Here is an 18,948-nt window from a genome sequence, read left to right as displayed (position 1 = left end):
ACTGAAGGCGATTGTTTTCAGGCGTATCGAAAAACGGTTTTGCCGGTTTTCAATACGCCTGGAAAACCAGCAACAGGCAAACAGCAGATTTTTATGAGCGACTTCACTGAAACGCAAGCCAGCGCCCTGATTGGCACCGCCGAGAAAATGATCGAGATCTGGTCACGCCTCAGCCCGGAAAAACAGAGCGCCCTGCTTGCCCGCTTCGGTACTCAGGAAAACGCCCTGGCCGCCCTCGTAACCACACACCTTGTGGCACCCAGGCACGAATAACCTTCCATTCACGTTTATTTCAATCTGTTGCACCTGCATCACCCGATGCATCGGTATGATGAGCACTTCGAGAGCTTGCTAAGGGTTTTTCCCTGCCCGCTCGAACGCCATGCCCGCACAGAATGAAAGCCCGCCCCATGTCCGAGACACCGAAAAACACACCGCAAACCCCGATGGCCGTTACCCTGACCGTCGTTTCCATTGTGATGTTCACCTTCATCGGCTACCTGAACATCGGCATTCCCCTCGCCGTTCTGCCCGGCTACGTCCACAGTGATCTGGGCTTCGGTGCAGTCATCGCAGGACTGGTCATCAGCGTGCAATACCTGGCCACGCTGATCAGTCGGCCCTGGGCAAGTCGCATCATCGACAATCTGGGCAGCAAGAAGGCCGTGCAGATCGGGCTGACCGGCTGCGGGCTGAGCGGTGTGTTCATGCTGGTGCCGGTATGGCTGGACAGTTGGCCGATGGCGAGCCTGGTGATTCTGCTGATTGGCCGGGTGATCCTCGGTGCCGCGGAAAGCCTGGTCGGTTCGGGTTCGATTGGCTGGGGCATAGGCCGCGTCGGCGCGCAGAACACCGCCAAGGTCATTTCCTGGAACGGTATCGCCAGCTACGGCGCGCTGGCCATTGGTGCGCCATTAGGTGTGTGGATGGTTGACGAACTCGGCCTGTGGACAGTGGGCGTGAGCATCATGCTGCTGTGCGCGCTGGGGCTTTACCTGACATGGCACAAAGAGCCCGCGCCGATTGTGCAGGGTGAGCGACTGCCGTTCATGCATGTGCTGGGGCGAGTGTTTCCGCATGGCATGGGCCTCGCGCTGGGCGGTATCGGTTTCGGCACTATCGCGACGTTCATCACCCTGTATTACGCCAGCAACCACTGGCCGAATGCCGCGCTGTGCCTGACGCTGTTTGGCGGCAGCTTCATCGCCGCGCGCCTGCTGTTCGGCAACCTGATCAATCGCCTGGGCGGCTTTCGAGTGGCGATTGTCTGTCTGTCGGTGGAAAGCCTGGGCCTGTTGCTGCTGTGGCTGGCACCCACTCCAAACCTGGCACTGGCTGGCGCGGCGCTGACCGGTTTCGGGTTCTCGCTGGTGTTCCCGGCGCTGGGTGTGGAAGCGGTCAATCTGGTCCCGGCGTCAAGCCGAGGCGCAGCAGTAGGCGCTTATTCGCTGTTCATCGACCTGTCACTGGGCATCACCGGGCCACTGGCAGGCGCGATTGCTGCCGGCTTCGGCTTCGTCTCGATCTTCCTGTTCGCGGCACTGGCATCACTTACCGGGCTGGCGTTGAGCGTTTATCTGTACAAGCAGGCGCAGGTGTTGCGCCAGCGATGATCGGTGCTCATAGCTATACAGGTCCTGAATAGCCCGGAAAGCGGAATTTTCAGGCTTCTGCCCTCAGGGCGTGGGAGCGAAGGCGTTGTTTTGAACGCTAAATTCTCTGCGACGGTACGGGCCCTTTCGCGACCAAGTCCGCACGGCCTGCGGCCAGAATCAAGAGCGGACTTATGTATAGCGCTAAGCGCTCCGGCGTGTCACGAGACTGAAAAACACTTCAGAAATCCACTTTCCCGCGCCCGGCCTTGATCGAGCCGCGTTTGCTCTTGGACTCCAGGCGTCGGGTCTTGGAGCCGAGAGTCGGGCGGGTCGGGCGGCGTTTCTTTTCGACCTTGGCCGCGTTGACGATCAGCTCACTCAGGCGCAGCAACGCATCGGCACGGTTCTGCTCCTGGGTTCGATACTGCTGGGCCTTGAGCACGATCACGCCGTCGCTGGTAATCCGGCTGTCACTCAACGCCAGCAGCCGTTCCTTGTAGAACGGCGGCAGCGACGAGGCATTGATGTCGAAACGCAAATGCACGGCGCTGGAGACCTTGTTGACGTTCTGCCCTCCTGCGCCCTGGGCACGGATAGCAGTCAATTCGATCTCGGCGTCGGGCAGATGGACGTTGTTGGAAATCACCAGCATCGGGTTATCTTCTTCTCGGCAACGGGCAAGGCTACTTGCCGGACTGGGCAGGCACGATAACGCTACGCCTGTTTTTGGCCCGGTAACAGACCCACATCACCGCCAGCCAGACCGGTATCGCATACACCGATATGCGGATTCCGGGGATCATCAGCATGATGCCGAGGATAAACACCACAAACGCCAGGCACACATAGTTGCCATAGGGATACCACAGCGCCTTGAACAGCGGCACTTGCGCGGTCCGATTCATGTGCTGGCGGAATTTCAGGTGCGAGTAGCTGATCATCGCCCAGTTGATCACCAGCGTGGCCACCACCAGCGACATCAACAGTTCCAGCGCCTGCTGCGGTACGAAATAGTTGAGCAGCACCGCAACCAGTGTCACCGCGGCAGAGGCGAAAATCGCCTTGACCGGCACCCCGCGCTTGTCGACCTGGGCCAACGCCCTGGGTGCATCGCCCTGCTCGGCCATGCCCACCAGCATGCGGCTGTTGCAGTAGGTGCCGCTGTTGTACACAGAGAGTGCCGCTGTGAGCACCACGAAATTAAGAATATGCGCCGCCGTGTCGCTGCCCAGCATCGAGAACACCTGCACGAACGGGCTGCCGCTGTAGGAATCGCCAGACGCATTGAGACTGGCCAGCAGGCTGTCCCAGGGCGTCAGCGACAACAGCACCACCAGCGCGCCGATGTAGAAAATCAGGATGCGGTAGATGACCTGGTTGATTGCCTTGGGGATCACGGTCTTCGGCTGTTCGGCTTCGGCAGCGGTGAAACCGAGCATCTCCAGCCCGCCGAAGGAGAACATGATGATTGCCAGCGCCATCACCAAGCCGCCGACGCCGTTAGGGAAAAACCCGCCATGCTCCCAGAGGTTAGTCACCGAGGCCTGCGGGCCACCGCTGCCACTGACCAGCATGTAACTGCCCAGCGCGATCATGCCGATGATCGCCACCACCTTGATGATCGCGAACCAGAACTCGGTCTCGCCGAACACCTTGACGTTGGTCAGGTTGATGGCATTGATCAGCACGAAGAAGGCCGCTGCGGATACCCAGCCCGGGATGTCCGGCAACCAGTAATGGATGTATTTGCCGACGGCGGTCAACTCGGACATGCCGACCAAAATGTACAGCAGCCAGCAATTCCAGCCCGACAGGAACCCGGCGAAACCGCCCCAGTAGTTGTGTGCGAAGTGGCTGAACGACCCGGCGACCGGCTCTTCGACGATCATCTCGCCCAGCTGGCGCATGATCATGAAGGCGATGAAGCCGCAGATGGCATAACCGAGAATCATCGACGGCCCGGCTGATTTCAGCACGCCCGCCGAGCCGAGAAACAGGCCCGTCCCGATGGCACCGCCCAAGGCGATCAACTGGATGTGTCGATTCTTCAGGCCGCGTTTCAGTTCGCCCGAGGGTGAGGTTGTTTCACTCATTCAATAGCCACCTGATCGATCTTGTGCTGTGACGAAATAGAACCTGCTGCGCTTGTGACGCAACAGAATTGCAGCGTTCGAGGCGGATGGCCCGGAGCGTTGAACAGCACTGTTTCACAGAAAAAAGCGCAGCATTGTACACGGGCATTCCGGCTGAGGTTCAAAACCGGAAGGTCGATGCGTGACCGCAGTGTGACAGCGCTTTTCAGAGCGCCGAAAACGACAACGCCAGCCCTGTGGACTGGCGTTGCCATTCATTCACACCGAGCGATCACTCAGGCTTGCGACGACCGAAGCCTGGACGCTGACCTGAACCTGCCGGTGGACCACGACGTTTGCCTGACGGCGCATCATCGTTGACCAGCTTGATGCCGACACGCTTCGGGCCCGGTTTGGCCGGACGCTTGTTCATGTCGCTCGGACGCTCGGCGACCGGCGTACCACGGCTGTTGTCGGCCGGACGCGGCGCGCGTGAACCGGGCTTGCCCGAATCCTTGCGCGGCGAAGGACGCTGAGTCGAATCGCCACCGCGCGGACGATCGCGCTCGCTGCCGGTGATCTGCGGCTGACGCGGTGCGCGCTCGCCGCCGGTCGCCGGAGCACCAGCCGCCGGACGCAAGGTACGAACACGCTCGCCTTTGCCCAGAGGGCGCGACGATTGACGCTGCAGACGCTCCATCTTGTCTTTGGTCTTGGCATTCATCTGCGGCTGGGCCACAGGTTGCAGACCAACTTCAGCTGCCAGAATATCGACTTCGTACTGGCTCATTTCGCGCCAGCGGCCCATCGGCAGGTCGGAGTTGAGGAACACCGGTCCGTAACGCACGCGCTTCAGGCGGCTGACCACCAGCCCCTGGGATTCCCAGAGACGACGCACTTCGCGGTTACGGCCTTCCATCACCACGCAGTGATACCAGTGGTTGAAGCCTTCGCCGCCCGGTGCCTGCTGGATATCGGTGAAGCGTGCAGGACCGTCTTCGAGAATCACGCCATTCTTGAGGCGCAGCAGCATGTCGTCATCGACTTCGCCACGCACACGAACCGCGTATTCACGGTCCATTTCAAACGACGGGTGCATCAGGCGGTTGGCGAGTTCACCGTCGGTGGTGAACATCAGCAGGCCGGTGGTGTTGATGTCGAGACGACCGATGTTGATCCAGCGGCCTTCCTTCGGACGCGGCAGACGGTCGAACACGGTCGGACGGCCTTCCGGGTCGTCACGGGTGCAGATTTCACCATCGGGCTTGTTGTACATGATGACGCGACGGACCGTTTCGGCCGCTTCTTCGCGCTTGATGACGCGACCGTCGACACTGATGGCGTCATGCAGGTCGACGCGTTGACCGAGGGTCGCGTCCTTGCCGTTGACCTTGATACGGCCTTGGGTAATCCAGGCTTCCACGTCACGGCGTGAACCCACGCCAATGCGCGCCAGAACCTTCTGCAGCTTTTCGCCTGCGGGTCCGATTTCCTGGCTGTCCTGCTTGTCTTTTTCACTCATCTGGGCACCTCCCGGTGTGTCGAATCAGGGCTGGCCGAGAACCGGCAAGACCTGTGCCCGGCGCGCTGTGGATAGCGGCAAGGCGAAATACTTGAAAGCCCGGGCGACACTTGATCGCCGAGGGTCGACCATCATACGCCCATGCGCCGGTTTACGCATCCGGCGTCAACGGCAAATGCACGAATCACTTCTTCTTTTTACGACCGGCGGTCTTGAGCTTGGCCAGCCGCTTGGCAGACTCCTCGAGCACCGTGCGCTTGTCGTCCTTGTCGAGTTTCTTCCAGGCCTTGATTTCGCGCTTGCTGCGGCCGCATCCCAGACAAATGTCATCATCGAACTTGCACAGGCTGATGCAGGGGTTCTTGGTCGAACTCATGGGCAGCGAATCTCATGGCGAGTGGTATCAGATGTGACCCTGGGCTGGCGTATGAATTCGACCGAAATGCACTGGGCGTTGGCACGACAGTCCTGATTATCGTTCTGCACGCTCCAGGACGAGGTATCAAGAGGACGCAGAGCGCTCATGGCTACATACAGGTCATGTGGGAGCGAGCTTGCTCGCGAAAGGGCCCGTACAGAATCCGAAAATAGCGAGCCTGCACCATCGCCTTCGCGAGCAAGCTCGCTCCCACGAGACTTGTGTATCACGCTGAACGCTTCAGCGTGTGAGCGCGAGTCAATCAGACCTCATCGTCGCCTTTGTCGTCTTCAGGCTCTGGCTCCGCGCGCAGCAGGTCGTCGAAGTCGGTCTTGAGGCCCTGCTCCATCGAGTCCAGTTCCACCAGCAGGCTGCGGAAGCTGGTTTCGTCACGCGGGGCTTCCGGCTCTGCGTCCGGGTCGAGGCTGGCGTCGGCCAGGGCTTGCAGGTGCGCAGGCACCGGTGCCTCTTCGAAATCCAGCACCGGCTCGGTTTCCATCTCGCGCAGGTCGGCCAGCGGCGGCAGCTCGTCGAGGCTTTTGAGATTGAAGTGGTCGAGAAAGCCTTTGGTGGTCGCGAACATGGCCGGTTTGCCGGGCACATCCCGGTAGCCCACCACACGAATCCACTCGCGCTCGAGCAGAGTCTTGACGATGTGGCTGTTGACCGCGACACCACGGACATCTTCGATCTCGCCCCGCGTGATCGGCTGGCGGTAAGCGATCAGCGCGAGGGTCTCCAGCATGGCCCGGGAGTAACGCTGCGGCCGCTCTTCCCACAACCGCCCGACCCACGGCGAGAAGCGGTCACGAATCTGCAGGCGATAACCCGATGCCACTTCCTTGAGCTCGAAGGCGCGCCCCTCACAGGACTTGCGCAACACCTCGAGTGCCTTTTTGAACACCGGAGGCTCAGGGCGCTCACCTTCCTCGAACAACTCATACAGGCGCTCCAGCGTCTGCGGTTTTCCGGAGGCCAGCAGAAATGCTTCAAGCAGCGGGGCCAGTTCGCGGGGTTCGTTGAGGTTCATGGGTGTGTTCTTGCTCTACTCGGCTCGCGCCCGGACATGGATCGCCGCAAAGGGCTCGTTTTGGACCAGTTCGACAAGTGACTCCTTGACCAGCTCAAGCACCGCCATGAACGTCACGACCACACCCAGACGCCCCTCTTCGGCGGTAAACAGCTCGGCGAACGGCACAAAACCGCCGCCCTTGAGACGTTCCAGGACATCGCTCATGCGCTCGCGGGTGGACAGTGCCTCGAGGCTGACCTGGTGGCTTTCGAACATGTCGCCACGGTGCAGTACTTCGGCCATCGACATCAGCACTTCTTCAAGGCTGACATCCGGCAGCAACTTGCGTGCGCGGGCTTCGGGAGCGTCCAGTTTCGGCACGATGACATCGCGGCCCACCCGGCTCAGCCCGTCAATACCCTCGGCGGCGACCTTGAAGCGTTCGTATTCCTGCAAGCGGCGAATCAGCTCGGCGCGTGGATCGCCTTCTTCCTCTTCGACTTCCGCCGAGCGCGGCAACAGCATGCGCGATTTGATCTCGGCCAGCATGGCGGCCATGACCAGATACTCGGCAGCCAGCTCCAGGCGCACGGTTTTCATCAGCTCGACGTAACCCATGTACTGCTTGGTGATCTCGGCAACGGCAATATCGAGGATGTCGATGTTCTGTTTGCGGATCAGGTACAACAGCAGGTCAAGCGGGCCTTCGAACGCTTCGAGAAAGACCTCCAGCGCGTCGGGCGGGATGTACAGGTCGAGCGGCATCTGCGTGACAGCACGCCCGTAGACCAGCGCGAACGGCAGTTCCTGCTGGGCGTCTGCCTGGCTGTCCACTGCCTCGACGGCTGTCATCAGGCACGTTCACCGAACGGCGTCGGATCACCACAGCCGACCCGAACGACCTGAGGTTCACCCTCGGCCAGGTTAATGACCGTGGACGCCGAAATACCACCGATCCCGCCGTCGATGATCAGGTCGACCTGATGCTCGAGAATCTGGCGCATCTCGTAGGGATCGCTGAGCGGCACGCTGTCGCCCGGCATGATCAGGCTGACGCTCATCAGCGGCTCACCCAATTGCTCCAGCAGGGCCTGGGCGATGGGATGGCTTGGCACCCGCAGGCCGATGGTGCGGCGCTTGGGGTGCAGCACCAGGCGCGGCACCTCACGGGTGGCATTGAGAATGAAGGTGTACGGCCCGGGCGTGTGCGCCTTCAGTGCACGGAACGCGCCGGTGTCGACCTTGGCAAACAGCCCCAGCTGCGACAGGTCGCAGCACATCAGGGTGAAGTTGTGCTTGTCGTCCAGCTGGCGCAGGCGGCGGATGCGCTCGATGGCGCTCTTGTCACCGATCTGGCAGCCCAGTGCATAGGACGAATCTGTCGGGTACACCACCAGCCCGCCGGCCTTGATGATTTCAGCGGCCTGTTTGGTCAGGCGCGGCTGCGGGTTTTCCGGATGGACCTGGAAAAATTGACTCACGATTACTTCCTGTTCAGACGGCGGCAGTAGGCTGTTCATGTTTGAATCTGCACCACAAAGGCGGTAGATCTTCAGGCACGGGACGATAAGTACCGATCTCGCCCCAGGTGCCAGGACCGTGGAAGTCGCTGCCGGCAGAGACCAGCAGACCGAACTCGCGTGCAAGGATGGCCAGGGTTCCGACCTGATCGGCAGGCTGCATGCCATTGACCACTTCTATGGCGTGCCCACCGGCCTGGACGAAATCGCCGACCAGTTTACGCCGTTTGCTGCGGGTAAAGTCATAATGTGAAGGATGCGCAAGGCTGACCCACGCACCCGACGCCCGCAAGGTGGCGACCGTGTCCTCCAGCGTCGGCCAGTGCTGCTTCACATCGCCCAGTTTGCCCGCCCCCAGCCATTTGCGAAATGCCTCGGCGCGATCCTTGACGAAACCCGAGCGCACCATGAAGTCGGCAAAGTGCGGACGCGCAGGCGCATTACCGCTGTCACCCAGCTCCTGCTGAATCGCGCGAGCGCCTTCCAGCGCGCCAGGCATACCTTTGATCGCCAATTTACGGCTGATTTCTTCCGCACGCAGCCAGCGTCCTTCATGCAAACGGCCGATGGCTTCGGTCAGCGCCGGGGCCTGGGTATCGAATCCGTAACCCAGAATATGGATGGTCGCGCCGCCCCAGGTGCAGGACAGCTCCACCCCGTTGACCAGTTGCATACCCAATGAATGCGCCGCCGCACGGGCCTCTTCAAGCCCTTCGAGGGTATCGTGGTCGGTCAGCGAAAGGACGCGCACGCCGTTTTCATGAGCACGCGCAACCAGTGCCGTAGGCGAGAGCGCCCCGTCGGAAGCGGTGCTGTGGCAGTGCAGGTCTACATTCATAGTGATGCTTTCGTGTTCATTGATGTTTGTTATTATGCCGCCACATCCTGCTTCTGGCTGCCATTGTGAAACAATTCATCGACTTCATCCCGCTGCTCCTGTTCTTCATCGTTTACAAAACCGAGCCGCGTGCCGTGGATATCCTCGGCAATACCTATATGGTAGGCGGCATTTTCAGTGCAACGGCGATGCTGATCATCAGTTCGGTGGTGGTCTACGGCATTCTCTACGTCAAACAACGCAAGCTGGAAAAAAGCCAGTGGCTCACGCTGGTGGCGTGCCTGGTGTTCGGCAGCCTGACCCTGGCCTTCCATAGCGAAACCTTCCTGAAATGGAAAGCCCCGGTGGTCAACTGGCTGTTTGCCGTCGCCTTCGCCGGCAGTCATTTCATCGGCGACCGTCCGCTTATCCAGCGCATCATGGGGCATGCACTGACCCTGCCGGCGGCGATCTGGACCCGGCTCAACATCGCCTGGATCATATTCTTCCTGTTCTGTGGCGCAGCCAACCTGTATGTGGCCTTCACTTATCAGGAATTCTGGGTCGACTTCAAAGTATTCGGCAGCCTGGGCATGACCCTGATCTTCCTGGTCGGCCAGGGAATCTACCTGTCACGCCACCTGCACGACACCGCTCCCAATACGACCAAATCCGAGGACTGACATGCTCTACGCAATCATCGCCACCGACGTCGAAAACTCGCTGGAAAAACGCCTCAGCGTTCGCCCGGCGCACCTCGATCGCCTCAACGCGCTCAAGGATGAAGGCCGTCTGGTGCTGGCCGGTCCACACCCGGCAGTCGACAGCAACGACCCCGGCGCTGCCGGTTTCAGCGGCAGCCTGATCGTTGCCGAGTTCGAATCGCAAAGCGCCGCCAAGACGTGGGCCGAAGCCGATCCATTTGTTGCCGCTGGCGTCTATGCCAACGTCGTGGTCAAGCCGTTCAAGCAAGTCCTGCCCTGATCCCCGCCCTTCGACAACACCTGCACGCCCTGCTTCCAGCGAAGCAGGGCCGTCCTGCCGCCCCGCCCTTCATTCATCATTCCCGCCTGCCTGCCGATAACCCGCTCAATGTGCGAATTTACACGGCTCGGTAAAAGGGAGTTCAGATGCGTTCAGCGACGTGGTGTCTGTTGGCGATATTGATGGCGGCGAGTGTGCAGGTAAACGCCGAGACGGTCGGTGAAGGTGGCGCATTACAGCCTTTGCATCAGCCAGGCACCGCCAGCCAGATGGCCGACCTCCAGGTGCGTCTCAAGGACAGCGAGCGGCAGCGCGAAGAATTGACACGGCAGTTACAGAACGCCGATCCGGAACGCAACAACGCCTTGCTGACACGTTTGCGTCAGGAGAACCAAAAGCTCAAGTTGCAGCTCAAAGAAGCACTGTCCGCAGCGCCCCCGCGCCTGCTGACCGAGCAGCAACAATGGTTCATCGCAGGCGGTGGCGTTGCGATGTTCGCCCTTCTGTGCGGTATATTGGTCAGCGGTTGGCGTAGGCAACGTCGGCAGTGGCTAAATTGAGTGAGTCATGAGCGAGCTGTTACTAATTGATGATGATCAGGAACTGTGCGAACTGCTGAGCAGTTGGCTGAGCCAGGAAGGCTTTCAGGTGCGCGCCTGTCACAACGGGACCAGCGCGCGTCAGGCATTGGCCGACGCCGCACCCGCTGCCGTGGTGCTGGACGTGATGCTGCCTGACGGCAGCGGTCTGGAGTTGCTCAAGCAATTACGTGCCGACCACCCCGACCTGCCGGTGGTCATGCTCTCGGCACGCGGCGAGCCGCTGGACCGCATTCTGGGTCTGGAACTGGGCGCTGACGATTACCTGGCAAAGCCCTGCGACCCTCGCGAACTCACTGCCCGCCTGCGCGCCGTGCTGCGCCGCAGTCATCCGGTCGCATCATCCAGCCAGCTCGAACTGGGCGACCTGACCTTCAGCCCGATGCGCGGTGTGGTCAGTGTCGACGAAAAGGAGCTGACCCTCACGGTGTCCGAAAGCCGCTTGCTGGAAGCGCTGATGCGCCAGCCCGGCGAACCGCTGGACAAGCAGGAGCTGGCGCAACTGGCCCTGGGCCGCAAACTGACCCTGTACGACCGCAGTCTGGACATGCACGTCAGCAACCTGCGCAAGAAAATCGGCCCGCACGCCGATGGCCGCCCACGCATCGTCGCGCTGCGCAGCCGCGGCTATTACTACGCGCTTTGAGTCGCTTCACGTGGCAAGCCTGACGCAGCAAGTTGAAAGCCCAGCGCTTCTGGCGTGTAGCCTTAAGCTGACAACTTGCAACGGTCTCCTTACACAAGCTTTACCAAGCGCTGACTGCGCTTGACCTTGATCTCCCTAAACTGGGCTCATCGGCATCGAGCCGCACTAGAGACAAGGAGATACACAATGCGCAAGACCCTGATCGCTTTGATGTTTGCCACTGCCCTGCCGACCATTGCCATGGCCGCACCACCAGCGCCACCTGCCGGTGGCCCGGATGCTGACGCACCTGCCATGCACATGGATCGCGATGACCGCGGCCCTGGCCCTGGCCCACGTATGGATCGCGGCCCTGGCCCGATGGGACCGATGGCCGAGCTGGACCTGACACGTGAACAGCGTCAGCAGATCGAACGCTTGATGCGCGAGCAACGGCACGAGCGTCGCGAAGTCACTCAAAGCTACCTGGAAAAAATGCCTGCTGCCGACCAGAAAGCAATGCACGACGAAATCGAAGCCAAACGCTCCAAGACCGACAGCGAAGTTCGTGCACTGCTGAGGCCTGACCAGCAGAAGCTGTTTGACGAGATCAAGAAGAAAGAAGATGAGCGTCGCGCCGAATGGGCCGAGTTCAAGGCCTGGAAAGCGGCAAAAGCAGCAAAAGCGCTGTAACCATCAGGCCTCGCGGCCGATGAGCTGAACACAACCCGGCATGCACGCGCATGCCGGGCTTTTTTACTGAGACCGAGGAAATCCCGTGCGTTCATTGTTCTGGCGAATCCTGGCCAGCTTCTGGCTGGCCATCGCTCTGGTAGGCGGCCTGTCGGTGCTCATGGGGCACATGCTCAATCAGGATGCGTGGATCCTCAGTCGTCACCCGGTGCTCAACTCGTTGCCCGAGCAGTGGACGCAACGCTTCGAGGACAAGGGCGCGGATAACGCTCAGGAATTTCTTCAGGACATCAAACGTCGCAATCGTATCGACACACAAGTGCTCAGCGACAGCGGCGAGCCGATGGTGCGTGGCACCTTCCCGCCGCGCGCCGCAGCTCTGGAAGCGCGGCAGCGGGAAGACGACGATCAGGGGCGCAAACTGCCCTGGCGCCGTCTGGCCACCGAGTACAGCAGCCCGAAGACCGGCGAAACCTACCTGTTCATCTACCGCGTTCCGCACCCGGAGCTCGACGAATGGCACCGTCAGAGTCTGATGTGGCCGCTGAGCGCGCTGGGCATTGCGCTGGTGGTGCTGACCCTGTTCAGCCTGTTCGTGACGCTGTCGATTACACGACCGCTGAGTCGCCTGCGCGGTGCAGTACACGACCTGGGGCAAACCAGCTATCAACAGCACAGCCTCGGACAGCTGGCCAACCGGCGTGACGAGTTCGGCGTGCTGGCCAAGGACTTCAACCGCATGGGCGCGCGCCTGCAAAGCCTGATTGGCAGTCAGCGTCAGTTGCTGCGCGATGTGTCTCATGAATTGCGCTCACCGCTGGCCCGATTGCGCATCGCCCTGGCGCTGGCTGAACGTGCGGAGCCTGCCGAGCGTGAAAAACTCTGGCCACGGTTGGGCCGTGAGTGTGACCGGCTGGAGGCGCTGATCAGCGAGATCCTGGCCCTGGCGCGCCTCGACGCCGAGCTTCGCGGCCCTGAGCCTGTCGACCTCGAAGCGCTGCTGCAGCGCCTGAAGAACGACACCCAACTGGACGGTATCGACCAGAACATTCGCGTCGAGGTGCAGGACAGCCTGCAGTTCAAAGGCTGGCCGGACATGATCGAACGTGCGCTGGACAACCTACTGCGCAACGCGCTGCGCTTCAACCCCTCCGGTCAGCGCATCGATCTGCAGGCAACTCAGGTCGGCGATCACGTCCGTCTGAGCGTCCGCGATCATGGTCCGGGGGTTGCCGACGAACATCTGGCACAACTGGGCGAGCCGTTTTACCGCGCCCCCGGCCAGACCACGCCCGGTCACGGCCTGGGGCTGGCGATCGCCAAACGCGCAGCGGAGCGACATGGCGGCACCCTGATGCTGGGCAATCACCCGGAAGGCGGGTTTATCGCCACGCTGGATCTGCCCAGAGAGCCGCTCAGTTTATCGTCTGTCTGATCAGCCCTGCCACTCGCTGACAAACCCGCCCACATCGACTTTTGGCGCTTCGCGCGGCGGGTTCAGCGGGGTGCCCAGGTACAGAAAGCCGAGCACTTCTTCGCCGGCTTCAAGGCCGAAGCCCTTGGCCACCTGCGGCGCATAGGACAGCTCGCCAGTCCTCCAGACCGCACCGATACCCAGTGCATACGCTGCCAGCAACACGCCATGTGCGGCGCATCCGGCGGTGATCCGCTGTTCCGAGTGCGGGACTTTGAAGTGGTCCTGCAAGCGCGCGATCACGACCACCACCAAGGGTGCACGCAATGGGCCAAGACGGGCCTTTTCCAGCGCCTGCGGGGTAATTTCAGCGCCACTCTCCTGCAGCGCCTGCGCCAGCATCTCGCCCATGCGGTCACGGGCCGCGCCTTCGACCGTCAGAAAACGATACGGTTTGAGCTGTCCATGGTCCGGCGCGCGCAATGCAGCACCGAACAGGATTTCCCGCTGCGCAGCGTCCGGGGCCGGGTCGACCAGTCGTGGAACCGATACACGATTGAGCAAAACGTCGAGCGCCTGCATGGACTGTCTCCTTGAAAAGTGATCGAGCATTCTAGAGCCTGTTTAGCGTCAATAACGAGTGCGACGGACAATTCGTTACCTCTGCGCTCGCAGCCGGTCCTCGGCGGCGCCGGTTTACATGCCCTCAAGCGCAGGTAGAATGGCGCCTTTCCTCACACCAGCCAGAGCCTGTCATGTCGTTGCCGACCTTGCGTATCATCGGTTTCATTATCGGCATCTTCCTGATCACCCTGGCTGTCGCCATGATCGTGCCCATGGCCACGCTGGTCATCTACGACCGTTTCGAGGACCTGCGCGAGTTCCTGTGGGCCAGCGCCATTACCTTTATCGCCGGCCTGGCGCTGGTTGTGCCCGGACGCCCCGACAACGTTCAGTTGCGCCCGCGGGACATGTACATGCTGACGGTCTCCAGCTGGATCGTGGTGTGCATTTTCGCCGCCCTGCCCTTTCTGCTGACCCAGCACATCAGTTACACCGACTCGTTCTTCGAGAGCATGTCCGGCATCACGGCCACCGGTTCGACAGTACTCAGCAACCTGGACAGCATGTCACCGGGCATTCTGATCTGGCGTTCGATGCTGCACTGGCTGGGCGGCATCGGCTTCATCGGTATGGCCGTGGCGATTCTGCCCTTGCTGCGCATCGGCGGCATGCGTCTGTTCCAGACCGAGTCCTCGGATCGCTCGGAAAAGGTCATGCCCCGCTCGCACATGGTGGCCAAGTTCATCGTGCTCGCCTACGTCGGCTTTACCGCGCTGGGCAGTCTGGCTTTCTGGGCGGCGGGCATGAGTCTGTTCGACGCGATCAACCATGCGATGTCGGCGATTTCCACCGGCGGCTTCTCCACGTCCGACCAGTCGCTGGCCAAATGGCCGCAACCGGCGGTGCACTGGGTGGCGATCGTGGTGATGATCCTCGGCAGTCTGCCCTTTACCCTGTATGTCGCCACCCTGCGCGGCAATCGCAAGGCGTTGATCAAGGATGAGCAGGTTCAGGGGCTGATCGGGCTGCTGTTGATCACCTGGCTGGTCATGACGGTCTGGTACGCCAACACCACGGACCTGCCGTGGACCGAAGCGCTGCGCCATGTCGCGCTGAACGTGACCTCGGTGGTGACGACGACGGGTTTTGCACTGGGTGACTACAGCCTGTGGGGCAATTTCTCGCTGATGCTGTTCTTTTATCTGGGCTTTATCGGCGGCTGTTCCGGCTCGACAGCGGGCGGCGTGAAGATCTTCCGTTTTCAGGTGGCCTACATTCTGCTCAAGACCAACCTCAATCAACTGATCCATCCGCGCGCGGTGATGAAGCAGAAATACAATGGCCATCGGCTGGACGATGAGATCGTGCGCTCGATCCTGACCTTTTCGTTTTTCTTTACGATTACTATCTGTCTGATCGCGCTGATGCTGTCGCTGCTCGGGCTGGACTGGATGACGGCGCTGACCGGCGCTGCCAGTACGGTATCGGGTGTAGGCCCAGGGCTGGGTGAGGTCATCGGGCCAGCGGGCAATTTCTCTACCTTGCCGGATGCGGCCAAATGGATTCTATCCGGCGGCATGCTGCTTGGCCGTCTGGAAATCATTACTGTGCTGGTACTCTGTGTACCGGCATTCTGGCGGCATTGAGGTCTGGCTGGGCGTCGGAGCGGACCGAGCGACGCTTCGCTTATTCGCGAAGACGGCATTTGATTTATCGTTACCACGCGGAGCATTGGCACGATAGTCGTAAACATGAGCAGGACTCGAATACTCCACATCGGCACGACAGCCGGCTAAATTTGTGTATAACAATAAGAACCCACACGAGGACAGGCACCGTGGATACCATCAGGCGTTTTTCGAGCTTTGCCGAGTTCTATCCTTTCTATCTTGCCGAGCACAGCAGCGCTACCAGTCGGCGTCTGCATTTTGTCGGTACATCGCTGGTGATTTTCCTGCTGGCGTTTGGTGTGGGCAGCGGCCGGTGGGGGTTGTTGTGGCTGTTGCCGGTCGCGGGTTACGGCTTTGCCTGGGCCGGGCATTTCTTTTTCGAGAAGAATCGTCCGGCCACGTTCAAGCATCCGTTTTACAGCCTGCTCGGCGACTTCGTGATGTACCGCGACATGCTCCTGGGCAAGGTGCCGTTCTAGGCCGCTTGCTTCAGGCAAGCGTTTCCTCGACCGCAACCTGTTGCGCCTTCAAATGCGCATCCGCCAGACGGAACAGTTCGATGTTGCCGTCCAGGTGTTCGATCAGGGCGGTACAGGATTCGACCCAGTCGCCGCAGTTGAGGTATTCCACGCCGCCCACCTGACGGATTTCCGCATGGTGGATGTGCCCACAGACCACCCCGTCCAGCCCGCGCTTCACGCATTCATGGGCGATGGCTTCCTCGAAATCGCTGATGAAATTCACCGCACTCTTGACCTTGTGCTTGAGGTACGCCGACAGCGACCAGTAGCCATAGCCGTACTTGGCGCGCCAGTGGTTGAGCCAGCGGTTGAGGGTCAGGGTGAATTCATAGGCCGAGTCGCCCAGAAAGGCCAGCCAGCGATGGTAACGGGTGATCACGTCGAACTGGTCGCCGTGAATGACCAGAAAGCGACGTCCATCGGCCGTCACGTGTTCGACTTCGTCGACCAGTTGGATGTTGCCCAGCACCAGCTTGGAGTAGCGGCGCAGGAATTCATCGTGATTGCCGGTGACGTAAATGACTACAGTGCCGCGCTTGCTCATGGTCAGCAAGCGGCGAATCACGTTGGTGTGTGCTTGTGGCCAGTACATGCCGCCGCGCAGTTTCCAGCCATCGATGATGTCGCCGACCAGATACACCTTGTCAGCCTGATAGCGCTTGAGAAACGCGGAGAGGTGCTCGGCCTGGCAATCGCGCGTGCCTAGGTGAACGTCGGAAATCCACAAGGTGCGCACGCGTTGTTTGCGGCTGGGTGTGGCGAGCTGAGCACTGGTCATGTGACGACCTCCGGCAGGGTTTCCAGAAGAGTGGAGCATGCCGGTTAACCGAATGTGACACGTGCGTGGCGATGTCGTGACAGTCGCCTGTATTACTGAGCACTTTCCGGAGTATGGCGGTCGTTGTGGCCCAGATCGCGGGCCGGGTCGATCTGGTCACGCAGCCGCTGCTTGAGCACTTTGGCTTCGGGAAAGCCACCATCGGCCTTGCGTTCCCAGAGTTGTACGCCGTCGCAGGTAATGTGGAACACGCCGCCGGTGCCTGGCTGCAGCGAGACTTTACCCAGATCGTCGCTGAACGTGCTCAGCAGTTCCTGGGCCAGCCAGGCAGCGCGCAATAGCCATTGGCATTGAATGCAATAAGTGATGATGACTTCAGGTTTTTCGGCAGACATGGGCGTCCCCTTCGGAAATTCAGACGACCATGATACGCAGCGTGCGCCGAATCAACGAGCGTTGGCGAAGCGACGCAGCGCACTGAGGGACACGTCCTGTTCCGGCGCTTGCGGAGCAGTATCGGCAGCCGCGCGCACCTTGACGCCCAGCAAGCCCAGCAAGCGGCTGCGAATCAGCTGGAACCCGGCCTGCCCGCTGTCACGCTGGCGCGGCAGGTCGACGCGAATGTCATCGGCAATCCTGCCATCGGCCAGCACGATGACACGGTCCGCGAGCAGGATCGCCTCATCGACATCGTGCGTCACCAACAGCACCGCCGGGGTGTGCTTGCGCCACAGGTCGATGATCAGCTGATGCATGCGAATGCGCGTCAAGGCATCGAGTGCAGCGAAAGGCTCGTCGAGCAGCAACAGTTTTGGCTCACGGACCAGCCCCCGGGCCAGCGCCACACGCTGCGCTTCGCCACCGGACAAGGTGGCCGGAAAGGCATTCAGCCGATGCGCCAGGCCAACTTCGGTCAAGGCCGCTTCGGCCCGAGCCTTGGCATCGTTGATGCGCAGGCCGAGAACCACGTTTTTCCATGCGCTTTTCCACGGCATCAGGCGCGGCTCCTGAAACACCGCCGCCCGCGCCACCGGCACACGCAGTTCGCCACTGTCGATCTCGTCCAGCCCGGCCAGGGTGCGCAGCAAGGTGGTCTTGCCAGAGCCACTGGCGCCGAGCAAGGCGACAAATTCACCTGGAGCAATGTCCAGATTCAGCCCGTCGATGACCCGTTGCCGGCCAAACTGACGCACCACGTTGCGCAGTTGCACAGGTGCCTGCCCTGCCTCGGGCGCGACAGTTGAAGTGTTGCGCAAATCGAGAGTCGCCATGTTTTCAATGCCTCACGAAGGTCGGTCGCCAGGCCAGCGCATAGCGCTCCAGCGTGCGAATGATGCCGTCGATCACCAGGCCAAGGACGCTGTAGATCAACAGACAGATAACGATTACATCAGTGCGCATGAAGTCCCGCGCATCGCTGGCCAGATAACCGATGCCAGCGGTGGTGTTGATTTGCTCGACAAAGACCAGGGCCAGCCACGAAATCCCCAGTGAATAACGCAGCCCGACAAAAAACGCAGGCAACGAGCCGGGCAGGATGACGTGCCAGATCAGCTCGCGGCGGCTCAGCCCGAGCGTGTTGGCAGCCTCGATCAGTTTCGGGTCGATATTGCGGATGCCGGAGAACAGGTTCAGGTACACCGGAAAGGTGGTGCCCATGACGATCAGCGCCACTTTGGTGAACTCGCCAATGCCGAACCAGAGGATGAACAGTGGCACCAGTGCCAGCGAGGGAATGGTGCGCATCATCTGCATGGGCGAGTCGAGAACGATTTCGCCGCGTCGGGAAAGCCCGGTCACCAGCGCAGCCACCACGCCAATACTGACGCCGATGCTCAAGCCCAACAGCGCCCGTTGCAATGAAACCCACAAGTGGTGAGCCAGTTCGCCCGAGACGATCATCGACCAGAGCGTACCGCCGATCTGCGACGGCGCGGCAATCACGCGGACTGGCAGCAGCCCGGTTTGTGAGGCCAGCTCCCAGAGCAGCATCAGCGCCAGCGGGCTGAGTAGGCGCAAGACAGAGCCCGGCACTTGCCAGCGCGGGCGACCCGGTTGCGAGGCGCGGCCCTGTGCAGGTTTATTGACCACCAGAAAACCGGGTTCCGCGGGGATGAGTGTTGTGTCAGACATGGGTACATCCT

The 18,948-nt window shown here is 60.9% G+C and carries 23 protein-coding genes; 10 read left to right on the top strand and 13 right to left on the bottom strand.

Annotated features, from left to right (window positions below):
• Positions 1-93 precede the first annotated feature (93 nt).
• The gene (locus PCPL58_RS11000; RefSeq protein WP_003369861.1) at positions 94-273 is read left to right on the top strand and encodes a hypothetical protein; all 180 of its coding nucleotides are present in this window, start codon (positions 94-96) and stop codon (positions 271-273) included.
• Between the two features lie 137 nt (positions 274-410).
• A complete protein-coding gene (locus tag PCPL58_RS10995) occupies positions 411-1,613 on the top strand; it encodes an MFS transporter (protein ID WP_054080875.1) in 1,203 nt (400 codons plus the stop codon).
• A gap of 220 nt (positions 1,614-1,833) precedes the next feature.
• Here PCPL58_RS10995 and arfB read toward each other — a convergent pair whose 3' ends face one another.
• The 8 genes from arfB to PCPL58_RS10955 all read right to left on the bottom strand — a co-directional run bounded on the left by arfB (position 1,834) and on the right by PCPL58_RS10955 (position 8,977).
• Entirely contained in the window at positions 1,834-2,247 is a 414-nt protein-coding gene (arfB, locus tag PCPL58_RS10990) for an alternative ribosome rescue aminoacyl-tRNA hydrolase ArfB (protein WP_003314723.1), read from the bottom strand.
• A gap of 31 nt (positions 2,248-2,278) precedes the next feature.
• Positions 2,279-3,688 carry an amino acid permease gene (locus tag PCPL58_RS10985; RefSeq protein ID WP_058397102.1) on the bottom strand — a complete coding sequence of 470 codons (1,410 nt, stop codon included), beginning with the start codon at positions 3,686-3,688 and terminating at the stop codon, positions 2,279-2,281.
• Positions 3,689-3,959: 271 nt separating this feature from the next.
• A complete protein-coding gene (gene rluB, locus PCPL58_RS10980; protein ID WP_003314721.1) occupies positions 3,960-5,189 on the bottom strand; it encodes a 23S rRNA pseudouridine(2605) synthase RluB in 1,230 nt (409 codons plus the stop codon).
• A 184-nt stretch (positions 5,190-5,373) separates the two neighbouring features.
• Positions 5,374-5,565: a DUF1289 domain-containing protein gene (locus PCPL58_RS10975; protein ID WP_002554453.1), complete on the bottom strand. Its 192-nt coding sequence runs from the start codon at positions 5,563-5,565 to the stop codon at positions 5,374-5,376.
• A 304-nt stretch (positions 5,566-5,869) separates the two neighbouring features.
• The gene (scpB, locus tag PCPL58_RS10970) at positions 5,870-6,637 is read right to left on the bottom strand and encodes an SMC-Scp complex subunit ScpB (RefSeq protein WP_003404130.1); all 768 of its coding nucleotides are present in this window, start codon (positions 6,635-6,637) and stop codon (positions 5,870-5,872) included.
• A 15-nt stretch (positions 6,638-6,652) separates the two neighbouring features.
• A complete protein-coding gene (locus PCPL58_RS10965; protein WP_173926086.1) occupies positions 6,653-7,351 on the bottom strand; it encodes a segregation and condensation protein A in 699 nt (232 codons plus the stop codon).
• Between the two features lie 119 nt (positions 7,352-7,470).
• Positions 7,471-8,100 carry an L-threonylcarbamoyladenylate synthase gene (locus PCPL58_RS10960; RefSeq protein ID WP_104685645.1) on the bottom strand — a complete coding sequence of 210 codons (630 nt, stop codon included), beginning with the start codon at positions 8,098-8,100 and terminating at the stop codon, positions 7,471-7,473.
• Positions 8,101-8,113: 13 nt separating this feature from the next.
• Positions 8,114-8,977: a PHP domain-containing protein gene (locus PCPL58_RS10955; protein WP_003434521.1), complete on the bottom strand. Its 864-nt coding sequence runs from the start codon at positions 8,975-8,977 to the stop codon at positions 8,114-8,116.
• Between the two features lie 65 nt (positions 8,978-9,042).
• Here PCPL58_RS10955 and PCPL58_RS10950 point away from each other — a divergent pair, with 65 nt between their 5' ends.
• The 6 genes from PCPL58_RS10950 to PCPL58_RS10925 all read left to right on the top strand — a co-directional run bounded on the left by PCPL58_RS10950 (position 9,043) and on the right by PCPL58_RS10925 (position 13,292).
• Positions 9,043-9,639, top strand: coding sequence for a septation protein A (locus PCPL58_RS10950; RefSeq protein ID WP_003314713.1), 597 nt, complete (start codon positions 9,043-9,045; stop codon positions 9,637-9,639).
• Position 9,640: 1 nt separating this feature from the next.
• Positions 9,641-9,940, top strand: coding sequence for a YciI family protein (locus PCPL58_RS10945; protein ID WP_003369841.1), 300 nt, complete (start codon positions 9,641-9,643; stop codon positions 9,938-9,940).
• Between the two features lie 146 nt (positions 9,941-10,086).
• A complete protein-coding gene (locus PCPL58_RS10940; RefSeq protein WP_044309941.1) occupies positions 10,087-10,500 on the top strand; it encodes a translation initiation factor 2 in 414 nt (137 codons plus the stop codon).
• A 7-nt stretch (positions 10,501-10,507) separates the two neighbouring features.
• Complete coding sequence (locus tag PCPL58_RS10935) at positions 10,508-11,185, top strand: response regulator transcription factor (protein ID WP_065349402.1); 678 nt, start codon at positions 10,508-10,510, stop codon at positions 11,183-11,185.
• A gap of 186 nt (positions 11,186-11,371) precedes the next feature.
• Positions 11,372-11,857, top strand: a complete 486-nt coding sequence (locus tag PCPL58_RS10930) for a Spy/CpxP family protein refolding chaperone (RefSeq protein ID WP_065349401.1) — start codon at positions 11,372-11,374, stop codon at positions 11,855-11,857.
• 85 nt (positions 11,858-11,942) lie between these two features.
• A complete protein-coding gene (locus PCPL58_RS10925; RefSeq protein ID WP_044309943.1) occupies positions 11,943-13,292 on the top strand; it encodes a sensor histidine kinase in 1,350 nt (449 codons plus the stop codon).
• Here the strand turns inward: PCPL58_RS10925 and PCPL58_RS10920 are convergent, their stop codons facing one another.
• Positions 13,293-13,853, bottom strand: a complete 561-nt coding sequence (locus PCPL58_RS10920) for a nitroreductase family protein (protein ID WP_065349400.1) — start codon at positions 13,851-13,853, stop codon at positions 13,293-13,295.
• Positions 13,854-14,026: 173 nt separating this feature from the next.
• On the opposite strand from PCPL58_RS10920, the gene PCPL58_RS10915 reads away from it, so the two are divergent.
• Together PCPL58_RS10915 and PCPL58_RS10910 are read left to right on the top strand one after the other, a co-directional pair.
• On the top strand, positions 14,027-15,481 hold the full coding sequence (locus tag PCPL58_RS10915; protein ID WP_003369828.1) for a TrkH family potassium uptake protein: 1,455 nt from the start codon (positions 14,027-14,029) through the stop codon (positions 15,479-15,481).
• Positions 15,482-15,672: 191 nt separating this feature from the next.
• The gene (locus PCPL58_RS10910; protein WP_003393857.1) at positions 15,673-15,984 is read left to right on the top strand and encodes an Mpo1-like protein; all 312 of its coding nucleotides are present in this window, start codon (positions 15,673-15,675) and stop codon (positions 15,982-15,984) included.
• Between the two features lie 10 nt (positions 15,985-15,994).
• On the opposite strand, the gene PCPL58_RS10905 is transcribed toward PCPL58_RS10910, so the two are convergent.
• The 4 genes from PCPL58_RS10905 to PCPL58_RS10890 form a co-directional block, all read right to left on the bottom strand.
• The gene (locus tag PCPL58_RS10905) at positions 15,995-16,804 is read right to left on the bottom strand and encodes a UDP-2,3-diacylglucosamine diphosphatase (protein WP_065349399.1); all 810 of its coding nucleotides are present in this window, start codon (positions 16,802-16,804) and stop codon (positions 15,995-15,997) included.
• Between the two features lie 92 nt (positions 16,805-16,896).
• Positions 16,897-17,199 (bottom strand): Rdx family protein, encoded by a 303-nt coding sequence (locus PCPL58_RS10900; RefSeq protein WP_003369824.1) that lies wholly within the window; start codon positions 17,197-17,199, stop codon positions 16,897-16,899.
• Positions 17,200-17,250: 51 nt separating this feature from the next.
• Positions 17,251-18,075, bottom strand: a complete 825-nt coding sequence (locus tag PCPL58_RS10895) for an ABC transporter ATP-binding protein (protein WP_065349398.1) — start codon at positions 18,073-18,075, stop codon at positions 17,251-17,253.
• 4 nt (positions 18,076-18,079) lie between these two features.
• Positions 18,080-18,937, bottom strand: coding sequence for an ABC transporter permease (locus tag PCPL58_RS10890; protein WP_065349397.1), 858 nt, complete (start codon positions 18,935-18,937; stop codon positions 18,080-18,082).
• Positions 18,938-18,948 lie beyond the last annotated feature (11 nt).

Source organism: Pseudomonas cerasi (assembly GCF_900074915.1).
Classification (GTDB): Bacteria; Pseudomonadota; Gammaproteobacteria; order Pseudomonadales; family Pseudomonadaceae; genus Aquipseudomonas; species Aquipseudomonas cerasi.
The sequence above is the reverse complement of the archived record's forward strand: the minus strand, read 5'-3'. Positions and strand labels throughout refer to the sequence as shown.